Below are 23,046 nucleotides of genomic sequence, written 5' to 3' on the forward strand. Positions count from 1 at the left end.
TATCGTAATGAAATTAAGAAACAATTTTCTATGGGGTGGTGCAACAGCCGCAAATCAATATGAAGGAGGCTATTTAGAAGACGGTAAAGGTCTAACGATTAATGATGTCGAAATGGGTGCTGAACATGGTAAAAAACGTGAAATACACGATTTTATTCAAGCGGATAGTTATTATCCTAGTCATGAGGGAACTGATTTTTATCACAGATATAAAGAAGACATTGCGTTGTTTGCTGAGATGGGATTTAAAAGTTTTCGATTATCTATTTCTTGGGCACGAATTTTTCCTAACGGAGATGATGTAACACCCAATGAAGCAGGCTTACAATTTTATGATCATGTTTTTGATGAGTGCTTGAAATACGGTATTGAACCAGTCGTTACATTACATCATTTTGAATTACCATTAAATCTTGTAAAAAAATATGGCGCATGGAGAAACCGAAAATTAGTTGAATTATCTGTTCGCTATGCACAAACGATAATGGACCGCTATAAAAATAAAGTGAAATACTGGATGACTTTTAATGAAATCAACGCTTTATTTATTTCCTCTGCTCCTTGGCATATGGCTGGAATTTTATATCAGGAAAATGAGGATAAAGTAAACACTATGTTACAAGCAGCACATCATCAATTGGTTGCTAGTGCCCTAACAATAATTGAAGGGAAAAAGATTAATCCTGATTTTCAATTTGGGTGTATGCTGTTATATCCGTGTACGTATGCAGCGACTTGTAAACCGGAAGATCAAATTGCAGCACGTAATAAATTATTACCCACTTATTATTTCGGTGATGTGCATGTTAAAGGAAAATATACTAATACATGTTTATCCTACATTGAATCATTAGGTGGCAAGATTGAATTTGAATTAGGCGATGATGCAATTTTAGCCGAGGGCGTAGTTGATTATGTTGCATTTAGTTATTATTTTTCTGGCATTGAAGGAGTTGGTGAAAACATTGAGGTGGCAGAAGGAAACTTATCTAGTGGTGGAAAAAATCCGTATTTAGATATGACTGAATGGGGATGGCAAATTGATCCGATTGGTTTAAGAAATTCATTAAATAGCTTATATGATCGCTATCAAATCCCACTATTTATTGTAGAAAATGGAATCGGAGCAATTGATGAGTTAACTGAGGATGGGACAATTGAAGATAATTATCGAATTGATTATTTAGAAAAGCATATCTCTGCAATGATTGATGCAGTCGAGAAAGATCAGGTAGATTTACTCGGTTATCAAGTGTGGGGACCAATTGATATTGTTTCAGCAGGCACTGGAGAAATGCGCAAACGTTATGGTTTCATTTATGTTGATAAAGATGATTTAGGACGAGGTACTTTAAATCGTTCTAAGAAAAAATCATTTGATTGGTACAAACATGTCATTGAAACGAATGGAGAATCTATAAGATAAAGGGAGTATTATTTTGCAAGATTTTAATTTAATTATTGATTCTGGAAATAAGAAATTCGATTTTTTTCTACAAAGTTTTTTTAAGTTCTTTTTAAAATCAGTCATGGCGGGTTGTTACTTGGGGATTGCAATGATTCTATCGCTCTCTCTAGGTAGTATATTAAACACTTTTGATACTAATCTCGCTAAAATAGGTTATTCTCTCTTCTTTGGCCTCACATTTGTTTTGATTGTCTTTTTAAATGGTGAGCTTTTCACAGGAAATTGTTTAACAACCCTATTTCCAGTTTTGCATAAAGAACGTTCTATTTTTATAATGAGCAAGATGTGGCTGGTCTGTTTAATAGGGAATTTTCTAGGAGTAATGTGGATTGCTTATTTGTTTGTTAAAAGTGAGTCACTAGTTAATCTTGTTACACCTTATATAGCATTATTAGTAGAAACAAAATTAGATTATAATTTTGATACCCTTCTAATCCGTTCGATACTTTGTAATTTTATTGTATGTATCGCGACATATATAAGCATTAAAATAAAAGATGAAATGGCTAAAACTACGATTATGTTACTGGTTATCTCTACTTTCGTTATTACTGGATTTGATCATTGCATTGCAAATATTGGTTTATATACTATGGGAATCACTTTAAATTTAGTAGACAGTTCATTTTCATTAGTCAATAATATTCTAATTTCAATTCTGGGTAATATTATTGGTGGTTCGCTTATGTTGGGGTTGCCTATATATTGGATTCTTTTCACTTCCAAAGATTAGTTTAAATTTAAAGAAGAGTACTAAAATGATAAAAAAATATTATAATCAATATTCCGATCTTACGGTGCTTCTTGTGGATAGCACTAAATTTAACAATAGCTATTTTTATGAAACTTTGCCTCTGAGCTCTATTGATTTTATAGTCACTGATGCAAAACCTGAAAATCAGTTCTTAACATCTGCTGAAAAAAATAAAGTCGAAGTTATATATTAATTTTTTAACCTTTCCTAATAAGCATAAAAGAACCAAAAGTCATATTGAAAACAGATGACTTTTGGTTCTTTTCTATACAAAAATAATACGGAACAGATTTATTCACAGCAAATTTTTTAACGTAAACTATTTGAATTTTTTAAATAATCTTCCACCACATAGGCTGTTTCTTCGATGGATTTATCCGTCACGTCGATCACATAGGCGCCATATTTTTCAAACACTTGCTTGGAGTATTCTAATTCCTCATAAATCTTTTCTAAATCTGTATATTTTGAGGTATGATTCAACCCTAATGAATCGAGACGATTGGTTCTAATTCTCGAAAGATTATCGGGATGACAAGTTAAGCCAATCACTTTCTTTTTCTCTACTTTGCTTAACAATTGAGGTAACGGAACTTCTGGAATAAGAGGTAAATTAGATACTTTATAGCCCTTATTCGCCAAATACATACTCAAAGGTGTCTTTGATGTCCGAGAAACCCCAAGCAAAACAATATCTGATTCTAGAAAACCATGTGGATTCTTTCCATCGTCATATTTTACTGCAAATTCAATAGCCGCAATTTTATTGAAATATTCCTTATCTAACTTATGGACAATGCCTGGTTCTTCAATCGGTCTTTTACCTGTTCTTGCTTGAATGAGTTCAAAAAATGGATTTAATAGATCAAGGTATTGGAGACCTGTTCGACGGCTAAATTTTTGAGCAACTTGTGCTAAGCCACTATTTACTAACGTACTCATGACAATTGCTTTGTCCTTTAATGCATCTTGTAAAATTTCCAACAGCTCTTCTTCTCTATTCACAAATGGAAATTTGTAGCTATTGTTAAAAATCAAATCCGGATATTGCACACTAACAGCTGATAATAGCTTTTGTGATGTTTCCCCTAATGAATCAGACACGGTGTAGACAACGATTTCATTTTTCATTTTTCAATCTCCTCTATTTGTTTAATTCTGCATCTCTTGCATGTTTTGTTATAAAATTCAATATTCTTGTTTTTGTAATTTTTCCTACGACACATTTCTCATTTGCTTCTTCGACTACAGGAAGTGAATCCACTTCAAAGTCTTGTAAAATAGATGCAGCCTCTAAAATACTCATTTCTTTTGTACAAGTTTTGATATGTGGAACACGTGTCATGCACACTGCAACAGGTGTTCCATCAATATCTGAATTAAGCGAAGCTCGCAATAAGTCTTTTCGAGATAAGGTTCCTACCAAAACTTGTTCTTCATCCACCACATATAATGAACCTACATCATACATAAACAAACTTGTGATTGCTTCTCGAATGGACGTTTCCGCCTTAATCATGACGGGTGGCATCATAATTTCTTCGACTTTTGTACGAAAAGTTCGATAAAAAAATAAGGATTCTAAACTAGCTCCCGAATACGTATAGCCTACTTTAGGGGTAGCCTGTAAAATTTCTGCCATTGTCAAAAAAGATAGATCTGAACGCAAGGTTGCTCTGGATACATCCAATAACTCAGAAATTTTTTCTCCACTTACAGGTTGATATTCTTTTACTATTTCTATAATTTTCTTTTGTCTATCACTTAGCTTCATTTTCTTCTCCTACTTTTTTTATAATATGCATATATAAACTTTATGCGTATTATTATACACAATATTTTCTTTTATTCAACCTATTTATGTTTTTATTTTAACTATTGACAATTATATATGAGTCATATTAAGATGATTAAGAACTATATGTGACACATATATAATTTAGGAGGTATATTATGAGTAAATGGATTTCCTTTTTTGAAGAAGGTAGTAGTAAAGAGAAAGAATTATTAGGTGGAAAAGGAGCAAACTTAGCTGAAATGACCAATCTTGGCTTACCTGTTCCTCCAGGGTTTACCATTACAACGAAAAGTTGTATGAATTTTTTAGAGAAAGAAACTTTTTTTGATACAGAGTTAAAACAAGATATTTTGAAAGCGATTAAAAAATTGGAACAAATAACTCAAAAGTCTTTTACAGAAGAAACGAATTTGCTGCTGGTTTCAGTTCGAAGTGGTGCTGCTTCTTCTATGCCTGGAATGATGGACACTATTTTGAATTTAGGGTTAAATGATCAAAGAGTACAGACTTTTGCAGAGTTGACGAACATTTCTTTTGCTTATGATTGTTACAGCCGTCTCTTACAAATGTTTGGCGACGTTGTCTACGGGGTCAACAAAGATAAATTTACTCATTTACTACGTAATTTAGAAAAGAGATTAAATAAAACGAAACAAGAATTTGATAAGAATGAACAACAGCAACTCATTGATTCCTATAAACAGCTGTTTATTGAAAACAATGTGACCTTCCCACAAAATCCATTGGATCAATTATTTGAAGCAATCAAAGCAGTCTTTAAATCTTGGAATAATCAACGAGCTAAAGTCTATCGTGAATTACATCAGATCCCACATCACTTGGGAACGGCAGTGAACATTCAGTCAATGGTTTTTGGCAATAGTGGCAACCACAGTGGGACCGGTGTCGTGTTTACCAGAAATCCTGCGACTGGTGAAAATAAGCTTTTCGGAGAATTCTTAATGAATGCTCAAGGTGAAGATGTGGTTGCGGGGATTCGAACACCTGAACCAATTGATTCTTTGCAAACCATTCTTCCTGATACGTATAACGATTTTGTTACCTATGCTGAAATTCTTGAACAACATTACAAAGACATGCAAGATATTGAATTTACAGTAGAAAATGGACAATTATTTATCCTACAAACTAGAAATGGCAAACGTACAGCCAAAGCAGCCTTAAAAATTACGTTAGATTTAGTTGCAGAAAATCGCCTGACCAAACAAGAAGCCCTCTTACGTATCTCACCAGACACGATTGATCAATTAATTCATCCTATTTTTGATGAGAAGGAAGTTACACAAGCGAAATTATTAGCTACAGGACTTCCCGCAAGCCCAGGTGCAGCAACAGGTGAAATTGTTTTTACTGCAGAAAAAGCAAAAGAATACCATGCCCTCGGAAAAAAAGTTGTCTTGGTTCGTCAAGAAACATCACCAGAAGACATTGAAGGGATGATTGTTAGTGAAGCAATTGTAACTAGCCGAGGTGGGATGACTTCACATGCTGCTGTTGTGGCTCGCGGCATGGGGACTTGTTGTATCACTGGATGTGAAGCTTTAAATGTACATGAAGAGTCAAAAACAATTCTTTGTGGAAATACACGATTAGTAGAAGGGGAAGTAATTTCTGTTGATGGTAGTTCTGGTCGTTTATACTTGGGAGAAATTCCAACTATAGTTGTTGAAAACGATCAAAATTTACAACAATTGCTCACTTGGGCGGATGAACATGCAGAATTAATGGTTCGTGCAAATGCTGAAACTGTTTCAGATTTACAAACAGCAATCGATTTTGGTGCCTCTGGTATTGGCTTAGCGCGTACAGAGCATATGTTCTTTGGTGAGGAACGCGTACTAGAAATGCGACGATTGATTCTAGCAGAGGATAAACAGGAATTTGACTTTGCTTTAAATAAATTACTAGGCTTCCAACAAGAAGATTTTTATCAAATGTTTAAAGCTGTACAGGATAAACCTATGGTTATCCGATTATTAGATCCACCCATGCATGAATTTCTTCCACATGACACGAATGAAATAAAAGCTTTAGCAGAACAGTTAAATCGATACCCATCTGAAGTCAGTAAACAAATTGAAAAACTTCAAGAAACGAATCCAATGTTAGGACATCGTGGGTGTCGGCTAGGAATTACCGAGCCTCGCATTTATCAAATGCAAGTGAAAGCTATTTTTAATAGTGCCATTCGATTAATGAAAGAAGGAATCATTGTCTGTCCAGAAATCATGGTCCCTCTCGTCTCAGAGAAAAATGAATTGGATACTGTCAAAAACTTCCTGATTGACACGATTAACCAAACATTCAAAGAAAACCAGGTCCAACCTTTCCCATATGAAATCGGCACAATGATTGAATTACCTCGTGCGTGCATCATCGCTGATCAATTAGCAGAAAATGCAGATTTCTTTAGCTTTGGCACAAATGATTTAACTCAAATGACCTTTGGTTTCTCACGAGATGACATTGGAAAATTCATTAATAGCTACAAAGAAAAAGAAATTATGATTCAAGATCCTTTCCAAACACTGGATCAAACAGGTGTTGGCGAATTAATTAAACTTGCCGTCACGAAGGCCCGGCAAACAAAAAAAGAGATGCTGATTGGTATTTGTGGAGAAGTTGGTGGTGACCCTCACTCCATTCCGTTCTTCCAGAAAATCGGTATTGATTATGTTTCTTGTTCTCCTTACCGAATTCCAGCTGCTCGTTTAGCCGTTGCTCAAGCAAGTTTGAGTAAATAGTATTCAATTATGAGGCAAAGTATTCAATTTAAAATACTTTGCCTTCTTTTATAAGTTTTTTTAATCCTAAAGGACAAATTTTTTGATTGAAACGATTAATGCTTCCATACATTCTTGGTACCAACCCTCGTCAAAATAACCTTTCGCTGTAGCTTTCTTGATGACTAATGGCTCAAACCGTTGAGTAATTTTCCAACTGACCAATTAATCTCATCTCTAGCTAACAGGTTAATTTTTTAGCTGATTCTTTACTAAAAGCTATCTTCTTCTCTTTTATATTTCAATGAAACAAAGTTTATTTCAGAAGTAATCAATACTAAAATAAGTTAGCTAAAAATAATCTCTTTTGGTCTACTAAAGAATCCACCAATCTAGCTTTTTTTCCAGATTTGGTGGACTTTTAAACAGATTTTTTTCTATAGATTTTGTAAAAAATGATCTAAGCAAACTAGATAAAATAAGTGATTTTACTATCAAAAGCTCCTCGCCATTGAATATTGCTTTTTCCAGCAACTCCGCTTGATAGAGAAACAAGAGCTACAGTATCTCCTGCTCGTAATATTTTTGGTTTCTTCATTTTCATTCTCTTCCTATTAAAATTTATGAAGCATTTTTTTTATCTCTATATATACTAATGGACAGATAGATAGAAATAGTACCCATAACCAGTTGGTAAATCCAATATTCACAAAACCTAATATCGTCTGAGTTTGTGGAATTAGAACTAGTAATAAGAGAATAACTGCCCCTAATACAGTTGTGGTTACTAATACTGGATTACCTAAAAATCTCAATTTAAAAATAGATTCTTTGCTTCGGCAATTATACATATGCACAATGGTAGACCATCCTAAAACAAGGAAAGTCATTGTCCTAGATACTTCTACAGAAGTCATTCGTCCAATCCCTATGGCTAATAAAGTAACCACAGTAAATACAATGGAAATATCAATAATTTTTGCCAATAACCCATCTGAAAAGATACTGTCTTTTTTATTCACAGGTTTGTTTTTCATTATATTTCGTTCTGTTGGTTCTACACTCAAACTGAATCCAGGTATTCCATCTGCCACAACTTTAATAATCAATAGTTGAACCGCAGCCACAGGAGAACCCCAACCAATGATTAAAGAAATAAGAACAATTGTCAACGCAGAAATATTACATCCTAACATGGCATACAATGATTTTCTGATATTACTGTATACTCTTCGCCCTTCCTCTACAGCTTTGACAATTGTAGCAAAATTATCATCCACTAACACCATATCTGATGCTTCTTTAGCCACTTCTGTTCCACCGCCCATCGCAATACCAACATCCGCTGCTTTTAAAGCTGGCGCATCATTCACACCATCTCCTGTCATAGCAACTACCTCACCATTGCTTTGAAAAGCTTTAACAATTCGGATTTTATCTTCCGGAGAAGTCCTAGCGAAAACACGGTAATCTTCAATAATTGATGCTAATTCTTCATCTGTATATTGATTTAATTCACTTCCACTCATTGCTTTTCGACCGTCAGTCAGAATCCCTACGTCTTCCGCAATTTTAGTAGCAGTTAGTAAATGATCTCCTGTAATCATGACTGTATGAATACCTGCTTGTCTAGCAATCTTTACAGCGCGATAACTTTCTCTTCTTGCTGGATCAATAATTCCAACAAAACCAGCAAAACTTAAATCCGATTCTAATTCTTCATCAGTCCATTCAATTGGGTTTGTAGGAAAGATTTGATAGCCTACTCCTAATACTCGAAAAGCCTGATTAGCTAAATAATCGTGTTCTATTAAGTAAGATTCTGTATTAGAAGAATCTTTCAAATTTAAGCGGTCAAATGCTCCTTTTGTAACTGAAAGATATTGTCCATTAATTTCATACAGGACCGTCATACGCTTTCTACTTGAATCAAAAGGCAATTCCCGGATTTGTTTAAAGTTTGAAGAAATTTTTTGAAGCTCTTCTTTTGAGAACGTTTCATCCAAAGCTTTTTTGATTGCTAACTCTGTTGGGTTGCTTCCCGCAGTGGAATTTTCATCAATAGTACTTGCTAGATAAAATAAGAAAAGTAAATTATTTTTCTCATTATACGTAACATTAAAAACCGTCTCGGACAAATTAGCTAATGGACTAATTCGTTTAACAGTCATTTTATTTTCTGTAATAGTCCCAGTTTTATCTGAACAAATTACTGAAACACTTCCCACTGTTTCAACAGTTGAAGGAGTGCGTACAATTGTTTTTTTGAATGCCATGTTGCTCATACCGATAGCTAAGGAAATTGTTACAACGACTGGTAGGACTTCAGGAATAGCTGCTACTGCCATTGAAATAGCTGTCATAATACTTGTTTCTAATGCCAGCCCTTTTATTACACCAATGATGATAGCTAGAACTCCTGCCGTAATTGCGACAACTCCTAAAGCTTTCCCTAATTTTTGCATTCTAATCTGTAAGGGAGCCACATTAGCAGCTTCATTATTAATTAAACTTGAAATTTTCCCAATTTCTGTATGCATCCCTGTTTTTTCTACTACAGCTTGAGCTGTTCCTGTGACTACTAATGCTCCTGAAAAAATAGAATCTTTTCGATCCCCAATCGGAGCTTCTGGATTAGATCTTGCTTCTGCATTTTTTTCACTTGGTTCACTTTCCCCAGTTAGGAAAGACTCATCCACAAAAAAATTACTACAAGATAAAATTTTTGCATCTGCTGGTACACGGTCTCCTAACTTTAATTGGAGAAGATCTCCCGGAACAATTTCTGTACTCTCCACTTCTTGTAATTGTCCATCTCGAATCACTCTACTTGTTGGCACACTCATCTTTTTCAATTCATCCATTGATTTTTCTGCGTTCTTTTGCTGTCGAATAGACAAGTAAATATTTAAAAGAACAATAGAAAAAATCACAATAGGTTCCGTAAAATCATCTGGATGTGATTTAAAAGCAACATAACTAGATAAAACAGTAGCAAAAAGCAATATGAGTATTGTTATATCTTTAAGAGCCTCCGTAAGATAGACAAAAAACGATTTGCCAGACTGACTTTCAATAGTATTAGGACCATGTTCCTGTAATAATTGATTAACCTCTGATTGGGATAATCCTTGTTCTCTACCTTCGAATTGATTTTGTTTTTGTTCCTTTAACATATGCCTAAATCCCTCCTAAAACAAAAAGGAGCCAGGCAAACTAACCACAAAAGCCTACGGTTAGTTTGTCTGACTCCTACAAGATTGTTCCGGCGAACAAATCTTTAGTCGTTTTTTTAATTATGTCAATCATTATTTCACATTTGATTTTGGAGGTCAAGAAATTCCTATAAAAATTTATTTTAGTGTGGAATTAAAACTTATCCTTATCTATCAGCAATAGACTTTTATTAGTTAGATCAATTATGTTTTCTTTTGTATTAGTTAGATAAACTTATTTATGATTAATTTAAGTTGCTCATAGATATATTTTCTCTCATTATTAGTGTCCATCATTCTTACTTCTCCTTTAACTATAACGAACAAAATAACGGATTAAAAAGACACGATTTTAATAAAAAAGAAACAGATAGCCTACATTAGCCTATCTGTTTTCTATAATTGAAAAAATTTCTATTTGAAATAGCAAACATTTCTTCATAAGATTAGTGTAGTTCACACTAATTATTTTAGATCCTTCTATTTTCAAGAGAGTTTAAATAGTGTATTTATTACCTAATGATAAGTAACTAAATATCAAGGTAGAATAATACTCTCATTAAATAAAGATATATTTTAAGAAGTTAAATTTTCTCCATTTGTTTTAATTATATGCTGGTACCATTCAAAGGAATCTTTTTTTACACGATTATAGGTACCATTTCCCAAATCATCAACATCGACATAAATAAAACCATACCGTTTGCTAATTTGATTTGTTGAAGCACTAATGATATCAATACAACCCCAAGCTGTATAACCAAATACATCTACACCGTCATGCAATGCTTCGTTGATTTGTTTCAAATGTTTTTCTAAATATTCTATACGATATGAATCGTGAATTTTTCCATCTTCAATAATGTCTTCGGCGCCTAAACCATTTTCTGCTACAAATAATGGTTTTTGATAGCGATCATATAATTGATTCAAAGCAATTCTTAAGCCTTTGGGATCAATTTGCCAGCCCCATTTACTACTTTCTAAATATGGGTTTTTAATTCCTCCAGTAATTAAATTTCCTTCTGCTCCTTCTAGATTTTCAGGATGTGCGCTGATTGCACTAGACATGTAATAACTAAAGGAAATAAAGTCAACGGTATTCTCATGAATTAGTTCTAAGTCTCCATCTTCTATTTTTAAATGGACACCTTTTTCCTCAAACATCCGCTGCGCATAGAAAGGATATGTCCCTCTTGATAAAACATCTGTAAAGAAAAGAGAGGTACGTTGGTTTTCTACCGTTTTTTGAACGTCATCTGGATTGCAACTATAAGGTACCAATAATTGGTAACTAATCATACACCCTACTTTTGCCTTGGGAATAATTTCATGACATAGTTTCGTAGTAAGTGCACTAGCCACAAATTGATGATGTGCACCTTGATACTTCGCTTGTTCGATATTAGGGTGATTTTCTTCAATAATCCCTACACTTACATAAGGATGGTGTTTCACACAGTTAATTTCATTAAAAGGAATCCAATATTTCACCTTACTTTTATATCTTTCCAAAACTGTTTTTGCAAAATTAACATAGAAATCAATTACTTTACGATTCGCCCACCCCCCATATTCTGTAACTAGATACAACGGCATTTCGTAATGGGATAAAGAGACTAACGGTTCTATTCCATATTTTAGACATTCGTCAAAAACTCTATCATAGAAATTTAAGCCTTCTTCATTCGGCTCTAGCTCGTCTCCTTTTGGAAAGATTCTGGTCCATGCAATGGACATCCGATAAGTTTTAAAACCCATCTCGGCAAATAATGCAATATCCTCTTTGTAGCGATGATAAAAATCAACACCATATCGTTTGGGATACAATTTTTTACTATTTGTATTTTGAGCTTCTTCTACTTGAGCATGGGTCATCATATGCCATTGATCTGTCCAATTTCTTTGTGGTAAAGTCGGGTCAAACGTGTATACATCTGAAACTGAGAGTCCTTTTCCTCCTTTATTCCAACCGCCTTCTACCTGATTAGCAGCTGTGGCGCCACCCCATAAAAAATTTTCTGGAAAATAATTAGTCATAATTCCTTCCTCCATTCAGATAGTTTTCGTAATTTAAAGATTGTCCATTAGATGCAATAACTTGCTTATAATAATTAAAACTTGCTTTTTTGGTTCGTTTTAAACTGCCTGTACCATCATTTTGCTTATCTACATGAATAAAGCCATAGCGCTTTTCCATCTCACCAGTTCCTGCAGAGACGATATCAATTGGTCCCCACCAAGTATAACCTAGAATAGTGCAACCATCTTTGATTGCTTCGCCCATTGCTTCCACATGTTCTTTCAAATACCACATTCTCTCTGAATCAATAATATTTCCTTGAGAATCAAATATATCTTTCAAACCAATTCCATTTTCAACAATAAAGAGTGGTTTTTCATAACGATCAGTTAACTCATTACACACATATCTTAAGGCTAACGGATCAATCGGCCATCCCCATTCAGTCTCTTTTAAATAAGGATTTTTCTTCCCTATGAGTCCCCCTGTATTGCCTAAAATCTTCATCCCAGATTCGTGTAAAGAACTTCTATAGAAACTAAATCCAAGATAATCACAGGTTCCTTTTCGAATAATATCTAGATCTCCTTTTTGAATATCTAAAATCAGCTTATTTTCCTCTGTTATTCTTTGAAAATATGCAGGGTATCTTCCTCTTAGTTGAACATCACTATAAAACAAAGAGCGGCGTCTTAGCTGGTAAGATTCAAATACATCATTGGGATTACATGTAGCAGGATAAATAGGACTTAACGAAAGCATACAACCAATCTGATTTTCATTATTCGCTTTTTTTCCATTAAGAACTGCTTTACCGCTAGCCACAAACATGTTATGGCTAGCTTGGTAAAGAATTGTCAATTTTTCTTGCTCTGTAGCAGTATCCATTACATCAACTGCAGCTGCAATCAACGGTAATGTATGTGTATGATTAATTTCATTAAAGGTCATCCAATACTTCACCTGTTTTTTATATCGATCAAAAATAACCTTTGTGTATCGATCAAAAAAATCAATTAGTGCCCTATTTTGCCATCCACCGTACTCAGTTACAAGATAAAGTGGTGTTTCGAAATGTGAGATAGTGACGATTGGCTCAATTCCTTTAGATAATAGTTTCTCAAATAATCGATCGTAAAACTGAAGCCCATCTTCGTTGGGTTCTAATTCATCCCCATTTGGAAAAATTCTAGACCAAGCAATCGAAGTTCTGAAGCACTTCAATCCTAACTCTGCAAATAACTCAATATCCTCTTCAAATTTATGATAAAAATCAATAGCTGTATGATTTGGATAATACTCATTTTCATTAATTTGAAGAGAAACTTTTTGTATTCTTGTTTCGCCAACTGGCAAGATATCAGCAATACTTAGTCCCTTACCATTTTCTAAATAAGCCCCCTCAGCTTGGTTAGCAGCAATCGCACCTCCCCATAGGAAATTATCTGGAAATTTTGTCATGAATTCTCTATAACTCCTTCCAAAGTTGTATGTGCGACAAATTTTGTTACATCATTCATTGCTTTGTCTAAAACAACTAATTTTTCTTCTTTGATACCATTTGTAAAAATCAACATTGTCGTTGGATCATATCCCTTTGCTTTGATTTTTTCAAGATTAAATGAACCGATTTTCTGACCATTAGCCACTTGATCACCTTGCTTAACAGAAATATTAAATATGCCTTTTTCCAAATCAACTGTATTTAATCCGATGTGGACTAACACTTCCGTTCCAGTAGTTGATTTGATTCCTAAAGCATGCCCTGTTGGAAAAACAGTGACAATTTCTCCAGAGATTGGTGCAAACAAATCCCCTGTTTCTGGATAAATTGCTAAACCATCACCCATTGCTCTTGAAGAAAAAACTTCATCTTTTACGTCATCTAATGTAATAACTTCTCCTTCAACAGGAACCACCACATCGAGCGTATTTGAATCTCCTGTTTGAGTTTCTTCTCTTTTCCCAACTTCTCCTAAACCTAAAATATAAGTCAAAGCTGCACTTCCAAAGAAAGCTGCTGTAATGCCGAACAAATAATAGATGAACGTATCACCAAAGAAAGCTGGCAAAGTAGTTAAAGCTGGAAAGACATAGACAATAGCTTTAATTTGTAAAGCTCCCATAAAAGCACCCGTAATTGCACCCACAATCGTTTGAGCAATAAGTGGTTTCTTATATTTCACAGATAAACCATACACAATTGGTTCAGTAATTCCACCTAATAAGGCTGGTAACAAAGAGGATAGCGCTAATCCTTTGGTATCTTTATTTCTTGAACGTAAAAATACACCTAAAGCAACACCTGTACTAGCAAAAGTTGCAGCCGCAATCATGGGACGTAGCGTATCATAACCATAGGTTGCTAAATTATTGACCATAATTGGTACAACACCCCAATGAATTCCCATCATTACTAAGAAAGTCCAGCCACCGCCAATTAGCAGACCTGCTAATAAGCCACTCTTATCACTAATAAAATTCATTGCATTTCCAAGTCCATCCCCCAACATAACACCAATTGGACCAATGACTAGTACCGTTAGCGGTACCATAATTAATAACGCAACTAGGGACAAAGCAAAAATTTCCATGCTCTTTGGTATCACTTTTTTCAATAACTTTTCCAAATGAGAATAAATATAAACAGAGACAATTGCTGGAATAACTGTTCCAGAATAACCCATTAAAACTGCTGGAATCCCAAGAAAATCAACGACCACACCATTTTCAGTAACCATTCCCGTGAAGTTAGGTTCCAACAAAGCAGCTACGATTGCCAATGCAACAAATATATTTGCTTTGAAAATACGTGCTGCACTAATTGCTAAAAATAAAGGTAAAAAATAAAATACACTATTCCCTGCAGCAGATAATATTTTATACGTACTACCTTCACTACTTAGCAGATTATAGGTAGTCAATACAACAAGCAATGCTTTTAGCATACCTGCACCAGCCAAAGCAATAATAATCGGATTGAATATTGATGACAAGATATTAAAGAAACGAATCAGTATGTTTCCTGATTTTTCCTCTTGTTCTTCTTCATCTCCCTCATTTTCTAATGCATTTTTTATATCGTAATTATCTATAATAGTTTGAAAAACATCAGAAACTTGATTACCAATTACTACTTGGAATTGTCCGTTTCCTTCAATAACAGACAAAACCCCGTCCAGATTTTGTATTTTATCTTTATTTTCTCTGGCAACATTCACATCTTTTAATTTAAATCTTAACCTTGTAATGCAATGATATAGACTACTAACATTTTTTTCGCCACCGACATATGCTATAATATTATCAGTAAGTTTTTTGTAATCTTTTGCCATAATAATTTTCTCCTTGATATTTTTTGTAAGTTGATTAGTAAGTTTTTTTGTAAAAGCGCTTTACAAATTGACTATATCATCTTTTTTAAAGATGGTTTAAAAGTTCGAAATTTGGAAACTACAAAGAAAGGAAAGAAAATTATGGGATTACTTATTATTAGATTAATTACTTTTTTAAATAGTCAGGCACCAGAAACTACTAACTATCATATCGCTATGACTATGCTAGCAAATTATTCAAATCTTCACTTGATTAGTATTGGAAAGATTGCCAAATTATGTAATGTATCAAAATCAACTATTTCGAAATTTGCTCGACAATTAGGATTTGATGATTATTTAGACTTAAAGGATAACGCTGCTTTTATTGAAAATAGATTCAACAATCCGTTGAATTATCTTTCGAATATTTTAACTTCCATTGAGACAGATGGCTTTGATAACTATTTGAATGCCGTGACAACAGACATTAATTTTTTACGAGTAAATCTAGACTTTGATGCAGTAGATAATATTGCTAAAGCGATTAATGACTATGACAATGTGGCAGCCTTTGGTTTAGTTTTCTCTGAATCAGCAGCAATTGATATGCAATATAAATTAGCTTACAACGGTAAGTTCATACGTACTTTTCAAGATGATGTGATTCAAGAAGACTTTTTACGCAATGCTGGAGAAGATACGTTAATAATTATTTTGACAAATTCCGGAGACTATTTGACAAAACAACAAATTAAATTGGGAACGCCACGAAAAGATATTTTTTCGAAAACAAAGGCGAAAATAGTTGTAATCAGCTCTAACCCTGTCGTTAAAAATTTCTCATTCGTTGATGAAGCACTCATTTTCCCTCATCAAACAAAATATCAGACACATTCGATTATGTACCAAATTATTACTGACCTTATTGTTTCAAGGTATCGTTACTTTAATTCTCTTCTGTGATTTAATATCTTATAATTAACAATAAAAAGTTGCTTATCAAAAGACGATAAGCAACTTTTTGTTTAGATAATAAATTTTATTATTATTGTTTGAACATTGCGCTTCTCAAAACTTCACCAACTTGTTCAATTTGTAAGTCAGCTGCATTTTTTCTATATTCATTAAATTTAGGGAACCCATTTTTATAATCTTCAATAAATTCATCTGAAAATTTACCCGTTTGAATATCTTTTAACACTAAGCGCATATTTTCTTTTACCGATTCAGTAATAATTCGTGGACCTGATACATAATCACCAAATTCTGCTGTGTTTGAACACGATTGACGCATTTTTTTGAATCCACCTTCATAAATCAAATCTACAATTAATTTCATTTCATGTAGTACCTCAAAATAAGCTAATTCTGCTGAATATCCTTCTTCGACTAACACTTCAAAACCTGCTTCAATAAGCGCAGTTAACCCGCCACATAATACTGCTTGTTCTCCAAACAAATCTTCTTCTGTTTCTTCTTTAAAGGTCGTTTCAATTAAACCTGCTCGTGCAGAACCTACGCCCATTGCCCATGACATCGCTATATCACGACAGTTTCCAGTAAAGTCTTGATGACGAACAAATAAAGCAGGAACACCAAAGCCATCTTGGAATGTTCTACGAACTAAATGTCCTGGTCCTTTCGGTGCCACCATAAAGACATCCACATTTTCAGGTGGAACAATATGATTAAAATGTATATTAAACCCGTGTGCAAAACCTAAAGCGCTGCCTTCTTTTAGATTATCTTTAATTTCATTTTCATAAATTCCTTGTTGTAATTCATCTGGCGTTAAAATCATAATTATATCTGCATTTTTTACTGCCTCAGATACAGAATATACTTCAAAACCATCCTCTTGCGCACTATTAAAAGATTTTCCAGGACGTACACCAATAATCACATGATGACCTGTATCTCGTAAATTTTGAGCATGTGCATGCCCTTGAGAACCATATCCAATAACAGCAATATTCTTACCTTGTAAAACGGCATTGTTTACTTCATTTTCATAATACATCTTAACCATATTTAATAACCTCCATCTATATGATAGAAATATCATATAACAGAAAATTCTAAAAAATCTGGAAGTTCGCAATTCTAAAACTTTACATTTAAAAACAATTTTAATGATAATATTAATAGTTATATTGTCTTATAATCTTAATTATGCTAAAGTAACGTAGCCAAATGAAGACGTTTTATTTTTATAATAACATTAGGCAATTTTATTAATAGGAACAAAACAGTTTTCTAAAAAGAACCTTTTTTTGAAACTTCGATTAATATATCCACATTCCTTGTCAAAATACCTCATATCCCTTAGCTTTCTTGATGATTATCATTTGGCAATTTTTCCAACAGCTTGAGTATCTCCTTCTTTAGCAGCAATAAATAATTGATACAGGCTTTCCATTATTTCATCCTCCTAATGTGTTTTATTTCACATGAAAAATTAGAAATTTAACAATTTTTTCGGTTTTTTATTCTTCTATAAAGTCGCTGTTTAAAATTATTCACTGATTGCCGGCTGATTCCTAATAACTGACCAATTTCTTGATCCGTTAATCCAAAAATAAATTTATTAATGATAAAAAACTTTTCTCGTTCATTCATTTGAGAGAATGCTGTTTCTAATACTTCATTTTCTATATACAAATTGACATTGAAAACCACCACATTAGGAATGTCAAATTCACCATTAGTAGTTTTAGGATCAATAAAAGAAATAGTAGAATCTTCTATAAATTTTTCGAAGTCATTTTGACGAAATTTCTTCGCATAAAAATTATTTGCACGATTTATAATCACTTTTTCGAAGTATCTGGTCAACTGTGCATTGTAACGCTCTTCTTTTGTCTTCACTAGAATCACTTCTCTTTCATTTATTTTAGATGAAAGAAAAAGTTGAATGGGTCACTAATGAAGTCTATATTGCCAATATCCTCTATACGCTCGTTCAACGGGTATTTTATTGTCTTTATTCATACGTGGCAAAATATTGCAGGTTAAATTTTGATTACTGATGATTGGTCCTTTCTTTTCTATAGTCTTCGTAATATCTCTTTATTATTTAATGGAATTCCTGCTTCTTTTAAGATGGAGGCAATCGTTATACTGTTTTCTTGATAAGATGAAAATCGATTTTTTTTTGTTGTGCTCATGTATCTTTGATAATCACTTTCTATTTTTTAATTTTCTTTTTCGAAATTACAGTATCTTTTAATTCATCTAATTTCTTTTTCCACTCATCATAAATTTCACTGAGTCATTTCCTTTCTTCTATGATTAATTTAAGTTGTTCATAGATATATTTTTTCTCATTATTAGTGTCCATTATTCTTACTTCTCCTTTCACTATAACGAACAAAATCACGACTTAAAAAGACACGTTTAAAAAAAAGATAGTTAGTCAATTAAGACTAGCTATCTTTTTAGAAATTAATAATCAGGAAATGCTACAATTAGTAAAATTTATTTCATATTCTTGGAATATTAACTATTCTGTTAGCTTAAACATTTTATTTGATGTTTTTTTAGACTATTCAAGTTATCCATTGAAAGAGATTTATTAGTAATAACATAATCAATCTCATGGCAAGCTATTCCTTGATACATGTATTTATTATCTATTTTATCTGAAGTCGCTAATACAACAAGTTTATTTGCTTGTTTGCGGAAACCTTTCTTCATTAAAGCCTCACCTTCGTGAACTTCTGTCACACCATTTTTAAAGTCTAAACCTCTACAACCAATAAAAGCTATGTCTGCATTATAGGATAGAATATCATTATAAGCTTTTGAGCCATTAATTGTAGCTCTTTTTGGAACTATAGATCCTCCTAATATCGAAACGTTTGCTGAAGTAAATTCACTTAACATTGCTGCAGTTAAAATACCATTTGTGATAATCTTAAGACCATTAAATTTACTCAAATTTTTAATAAGGTGTAAGCAAGTAGTGCTAGAATCAATAAAAAGAACCATATCATCTTTTATTAATTTTTCTGCAATAGTTGCAATATATTGTTTACCACTATCTTCTTTTAATTGAGTTACTTTTAATAAATAAGGAATATCAATTTTTTGATTATCAACAATCATTGCTCCACCACGTGTTCTACGTATTAAGCCATTTTTCTCGAGCTTAACTAGATCTCTCTTGACTGTTGCTTCACTGTATTTTACTACCTCAATTAGATCATTTACACTAGCAAACTGATTAGCTTTTAAATAATTAACAATTTGTAAACGACGATCTTCGATTACACTTAACATAGACTACTCCCCTATTACTTTCTTTTCATTTTATCTTTAAAATGAAAAGAAAGATAGTGATATGAAAGAGATTCTTCATAATAACTGTCTTTCCCACAATAGATATACGTCTTTTATTTATTAAAATCAACTAATTTTCATACCAGATTAAAATTTATTTATATAACTTTGCTTTTCCAACTGTATTAAGTACATTTAATTTGTGTCTTACGACTTCTTTTACTTTATTATTTGGCGATTCATAAACTAATCCTGGTTCGTACATTGATGGGTCATTATCTAAAACATTTTTTACTTCTTTGAAAAATGCACTTTTTAGATCTGAACTTAAATTAACTTTGGCTACCCCATATTTAACTGATTCGCTCACTTCTGAATCTGGATTTCCTGATCCACCATGTAATACAAATGGAATATCAATTCTTTCATTTAACTCTTTTAATAATTCGATATTCAATTTAGGTGTAACGTTTTTAGGGTATAAACCATGTGCAGTACCAATTGCCACTGCTAAGGTATCAATTCCGGTCTCTTTAACAAATTCAACTGCTTGATCTGGATCTGTATAAATAATTGTATCTGCTCCACCTTCAGCAGAACCATTATTGCCAATCGTACCTAATTCAGCTTCAACAGACACATCCACAGTATGGGCAATTTCTACGATTTTTGATGTAATTGCTTTATTATCTTCATAAGTTTCAGATGAAGCATCAATCATTACTGATGTATAACCGTTTCTAATTGCTCGCATTACATCATTTAAAGTTCCACCATGGTCTAAATGAATCACCACAGGAATACTACTATTTCTTGCATATTCTCTTACAGATGCAACAAATTCATCATTAAGATACGAAATTTCATCAGGATGAATCTCTAATATTACCGGGGCATTTTGTGCTTCCATTTCTTCCATAATCGCTTTCAACATATCATAACTATAGATATTAAATGCGGGTACAGCAAATTTATTCTCTTTTGCAATTTTTAATAGATCTTTCATAGTATACAACATAACTATTCCACCTCAAGTTTCAAAATTTAATTTTATATTATTTTTGCAGTTTCATTAATATGAAAATAATTAAATTTAAATCAATTCACAATATTAATAAAGAATATATTTGGAAACAATTAGGAAGCGCCACCTCTTTGTTGAACTAAATATATCAAAATCATTTGTTTCGTTCAATGATATGACCTAATTATTGATAAAATTCGTTTGTATCGTATATTCGGTAATTATGATGAACGAAATAGGTCATTTCATCATACTCTAAATAAAAATAAAATGTATAAAAGAGAATTTTGGAAGAAACTCTTTTACACACAGTTATTTAGCCTTTAAGTTTTTCGATTAAATATTGGCGAACTCTATATGACAATAAATTTTTTAAATACTTTTCTTCATAACTCTTGATTCCTTTTAGAAAATCTACATCTTCCAAAATAAACTCTACCATGAATTTTAGAGTTTTTCTTTCTGTCTCTTGCATTTTTTCAGGATAAAGTACAAATACCGCATTATAAAAAATATCATTTTTACTTTTAAGTTGATTTGGATGTATATATCTATGAACAAAAATAAGAGGCTTTGTCAGCTCTGTATAAATTCTTTCATAGTAAGCAATAGAAGTTGTTGGAATTAAAAAACTAATATACTCAGTAGTATCATTAATATCTAGTGAATGGTTAATCAATTTTTTATATCTATAATCAGATAAAGAAGCTACTTTATCATTTTTAAGTCCTTGACTTTTATTATATTCAAAAACATGGAAATTAGAAATTACACTTAAAGCTAATTTATTAATAACACTTACTTCATTCAGTATATTTTCACTATACTCTCCTTGAAATAAGGTGTCATTTCTTTCTTCATTATCTATTCTTCTTAACATTGAATGTTTATGTCGTCTTATTTTTTCTTTGATTTTTAAAATTTCGTTCTTATGCAACATTGGAGAAACACGCAAATATGAATCTTCCGGTAGATATAGTGGAATTGTTGAAAGAATTAAATCATATTCTCCCAAAGTTTCCTTGCCTAAAGTAACTACAGAAGTCGTTTTAACGATTTGGATTTCAGGTATTTCTCTTTCTAATGAATTCGCTAACATTTTAGAAGAACCCATACCTCCAGAACATATAACTAAAACACGAAATGCTTTTTTCGCATATTTATCTAATGTAATTGCAAAATATAATAAAAGATAACCAATTTCGTCATCTGGAAAATAATCATTCAAAAATATTTTATTAATTTCTTGTTTTATAATAAAAAATAACTCTCCATAAGTTTGTCTTATTTCATCTAAAGCCGGATTTGTAATTTGCATATTACTTCGAATTCTAGCTAAGGCTTTCTCCATATGTGTATACAATCCTTCTTTCAATTCTTGGTCCCTCGAAAGGCTAATTCCCATTCGCTCTTCAACACTTTCGATAAATTTCATAATCTCTTCGTTTAGTGTATGATTTCTAATAGTGGTTACATGGCTATCGTTCTTTACCATATTTATTTGTAAAACCCATTGGATATAAGTTAATTCCTCAGATGTTAAAATGATGGAAAAGTCTTTACCGATTTTGGAAACTACTTTGTTAACGAGATCTCTTTTTTCAGGATTTTCTTTTTGAGATTCCATATACTTAGCATATCTTTTTACTGTACCATGATAGTAAAGCATTAAAGCAAGCAAAAATACTACTTCCAAGTAATCTCTAGTTTTTATATTTGTTAAGGAATCTTCTTCATATAAAACAATTCTTAAACTATCATGTGTTTGTTGAATTATATTTTTAAATCCAAATTCTTCAAGACGTTGTAAAAACGGATTATTCTCTTCTTCAGATTTATTCAACCATCTATAAATTATATTTTCTTCAACACGATCTAAAATGATATCAGTTAATAAATGATTTTTTTCTATTAATGAGCCTTTTATAATTATACCTTGCCTTTTTTGTTGAATGATATGTAACTCATATCGAGCAATTTTTTCTTGAATCTTTTTTAAATCATTTCTTACTGTCGATAGTGGATAGTTATTATCTATTGCTATTGCTTCAGTTTTTACATAATCCGATTCTTGTATAAGTCCTAAAAGAATAAAATCAGCTCGCTGATTCGACTCTATAATTAAAACTTCATTTTGATCATATAAGAATTGTTTTAATGTAAAAATATTTTCTTTTGGACCAACAGCAATTATTCCTTTATTACTTGCTGTAAGAAGTTCAATTCCGTGTTTAGCCAGTATAGATTTTATTTCAGATAGCTCTCTATAGATTGTTCTTTTAGATATATTCATTTTAATAGAAATTTTTTCTATAGAAACGTAATCTCTACTTTCTATAATTATTTCAATAATTTCTTTAATTCGATTAGATATAATCACGATCTTTTTCCTCCAAATAAAAACATATATATTTATGTATTT

At 32.4% G+C, this 23,046-nt stretch carries 16 protein-coding genes; 4 read left to right on the plus strand and 12 right to left on the minus strand.

The window, feature by feature from the left end; all coding sequences use genetic code 11:
* Positions 1-7 precede the first annotated feature (7 nt).
* A complete protein-coding gene (locus DOK78_RS12905; RefSeq protein ID WP_207871880.1) occupies positions 8-1,426 on the plus strand; it encodes a 6-phospho-beta-glucosidase in 1,419 nt (472 codons plus the stop codon).
* A gap of 13 nt (positions 1,427-1,439) precedes the next feature.
* Entirely contained in the window at positions 1,440-2,201 is a 762-nt protein-coding gene (locus DOK78_RS12910) for a formate/nitrite transporter family protein (protein WP_207871879.1), read from the plus strand.
* Between the two features lie 330 nt (positions 2,202-2,531).
* Here the strand turns inward: DOK78_RS12910 and DOK78_RS12915 are convergent, their stop codons facing one another.
* Complete coding sequence (locus DOK78_RS12915; protein ID WP_207871878.1) at positions 2,532-3,353, minus strand: pyruvate, water dikinase regulatory protein; 822 nt, start codon at positions 3,351-3,353, stop codon at positions 2,532-2,534.
* A gap of 13 nt (positions 3,354-3,366) precedes the next feature.
* Positions 3,367-3,996 (minus strand): helix-turn-helix transcriptional regulator, encoded by a 630-nt coding sequence (locus DOK78_RS12920; RefSeq protein WP_207871877.1) that lies wholly within the window; start codon positions 3,994-3,996, stop codon positions 3,367-3,369.
* A 179-nt stretch (positions 3,997-4,175) separates the two neighbouring features.
* Between DOK78_RS12920 and ppdK the strand changes: the two genes are divergently transcribed.
* Entirely contained in the window at positions 4,176-6,785 is a 2,610-nt protein-coding gene (gene ppdK / locus DOK78_RS12925) for a pyruvate, phosphate dikinase (RefSeq protein ID WP_207871876.1), read from the plus strand.
* 448 nt (positions 6,786-7,233) lie between these two features.
* Here ppdK and DOK78_RS12930 read toward each other — a convergent pair whose 3' ends face one another.
* From DOK78_RS12930 to DOK78_RS12950, 5 genes are all read right to left on the minus strand, one after another.
* The gene (locus DOK78_RS12930; RefSeq protein WP_279381630.1) at positions 7,234-7,362 is read right to left on the minus strand and encodes a hypothetical protein; all 129 of its coding nucleotides are present in this window, start codon (positions 7,360-7,362) and stop codon (positions 7,234-7,236) included.
* A gap of 16 nt (positions 7,363-7,378) precedes the next feature.
* Positions 7,379-9,940, minus strand: a complete 2,562-nt coding sequence (locus DOK78_RS12935; protein WP_207871874.1) for a cation-translocating P-type ATPase — start codon at positions 9,938-9,940, stop codon at positions 7,379-7,381.
* A gap of 615 nt (positions 9,941-10,555) precedes the next feature.
* A complete protein-coding gene (locus DOK78_RS12940; protein ID WP_207871873.1) occupies positions 10,556-12,019 on the minus strand; it encodes a glycoside hydrolase family 1 protein in 1,464 nt (487 codons plus the stop codon).
* On the minus strand, positions 12,012-13,463 hold the full coding sequence (locus DOK78_RS12945; protein WP_207871872.1) for a glycoside hydrolase family 1 protein: 1,452 nt from the start codon (positions 13,461-13,463) through the stop codon (positions 12,012-12,014). Before DOK78_RS12945 ends, DOK78_RS12940 begins: the two co-directional genes overlap by 8 nt.
* Positions 13,460-15,337, minus strand: a complete 1,878-nt coding sequence (locus tag DOK78_RS12950) for a beta-glucoside-specific PTS transporter subunit IIABC (RefSeq protein WP_207871871.1) — start codon at positions 15,335-15,337, stop codon at positions 13,460-13,462. Before DOK78_RS12950 ends, DOK78_RS12945 begins: the two co-directional genes overlap by 4 nt.
* Positions 15,338-15,478: 141 nt before the next feature.
* Between DOK78_RS12950 and DOK78_RS12955 the strand changes: the two genes are divergently transcribed.
* Complete coding sequence (locus DOK78_RS12955) at positions 15,479-16,282, plus strand: MurR/RpiR family transcriptional regulator (protein WP_207871870.1); 804 nt, start codon at positions 15,479-15,481, stop codon at positions 16,280-16,282.
* An 82-nt stretch (positions 16,283-16,364) separates the two neighbouring features.
* Here DOK78_RS12955 and ilvC read toward each other — a convergent pair whose 3' ends face one another.
* From ilvC to DOK78_RS12980, 5 genes are all read right to left on the minus strand, one after another.
* Positions 16,365-17,348, minus strand: a complete 984-nt coding sequence (gene ilvC, locus DOK78_RS12960) for a ketol-acid reductoisomerase (protein WP_243430391.1) — start codon at positions 17,346-17,348, stop codon at positions 16,365-16,367.
* A gap of 437 nt (positions 17,349-17,785) precedes the next feature.
* Complete coding sequence (locus DOK78_RS12965) at positions 17,786-18,187, minus strand: sigma-70 family RNA polymerase sigma factor (RefSeq protein WP_207871869.1); 402 nt, start codon at positions 18,185-18,187, stop codon at positions 17,786-17,788.
* 642 nt (positions 18,188-18,829) lie between these two features.
* The gene (locus DOK78_RS12970; RefSeq protein WP_207871868.1) at positions 18,830-19,600 is read right to left on the minus strand and encodes a DeoR/GlpR family DNA-binding transcription regulator; all 771 of its coding nucleotides are present in this window, start codon (positions 19,598-19,600) and stop codon (positions 18,830-18,832) included.
* 154 nt (positions 19,601-19,754) lie between these two features.
* A complete protein-coding gene (locus DOK78_RS12975; RefSeq protein WP_207871867.1) occupies positions 19,755-20,618 on the minus strand; it encodes a ketose-bisphosphate aldolase in 864 nt (287 codons plus the stop codon).
* Between the two features lie 322 nt (positions 20,619-20,940).
* Complete coding sequence (locus DOK78_RS12980) at positions 20,941-23,004, minus strand: PRD domain-containing protein (protein ID WP_207871866.1); 2,064 nt, start codon at positions 23,002-23,004, stop codon at positions 20,941-20,943.
* Between the last annotated feature and the right edge of the window lie 42 nt (positions 23,005-23,046).

The sequence above is a fragment of the Enterococcus sp. DIV2402 genome (genome assembly GCF_017426705.2).
Classification (GTDB): Bacteria; Bacillota; Bacilli; order Lactobacillales; family Enterococcaceae; genus Enterococcus_F; species Enterococcus_F lowellii.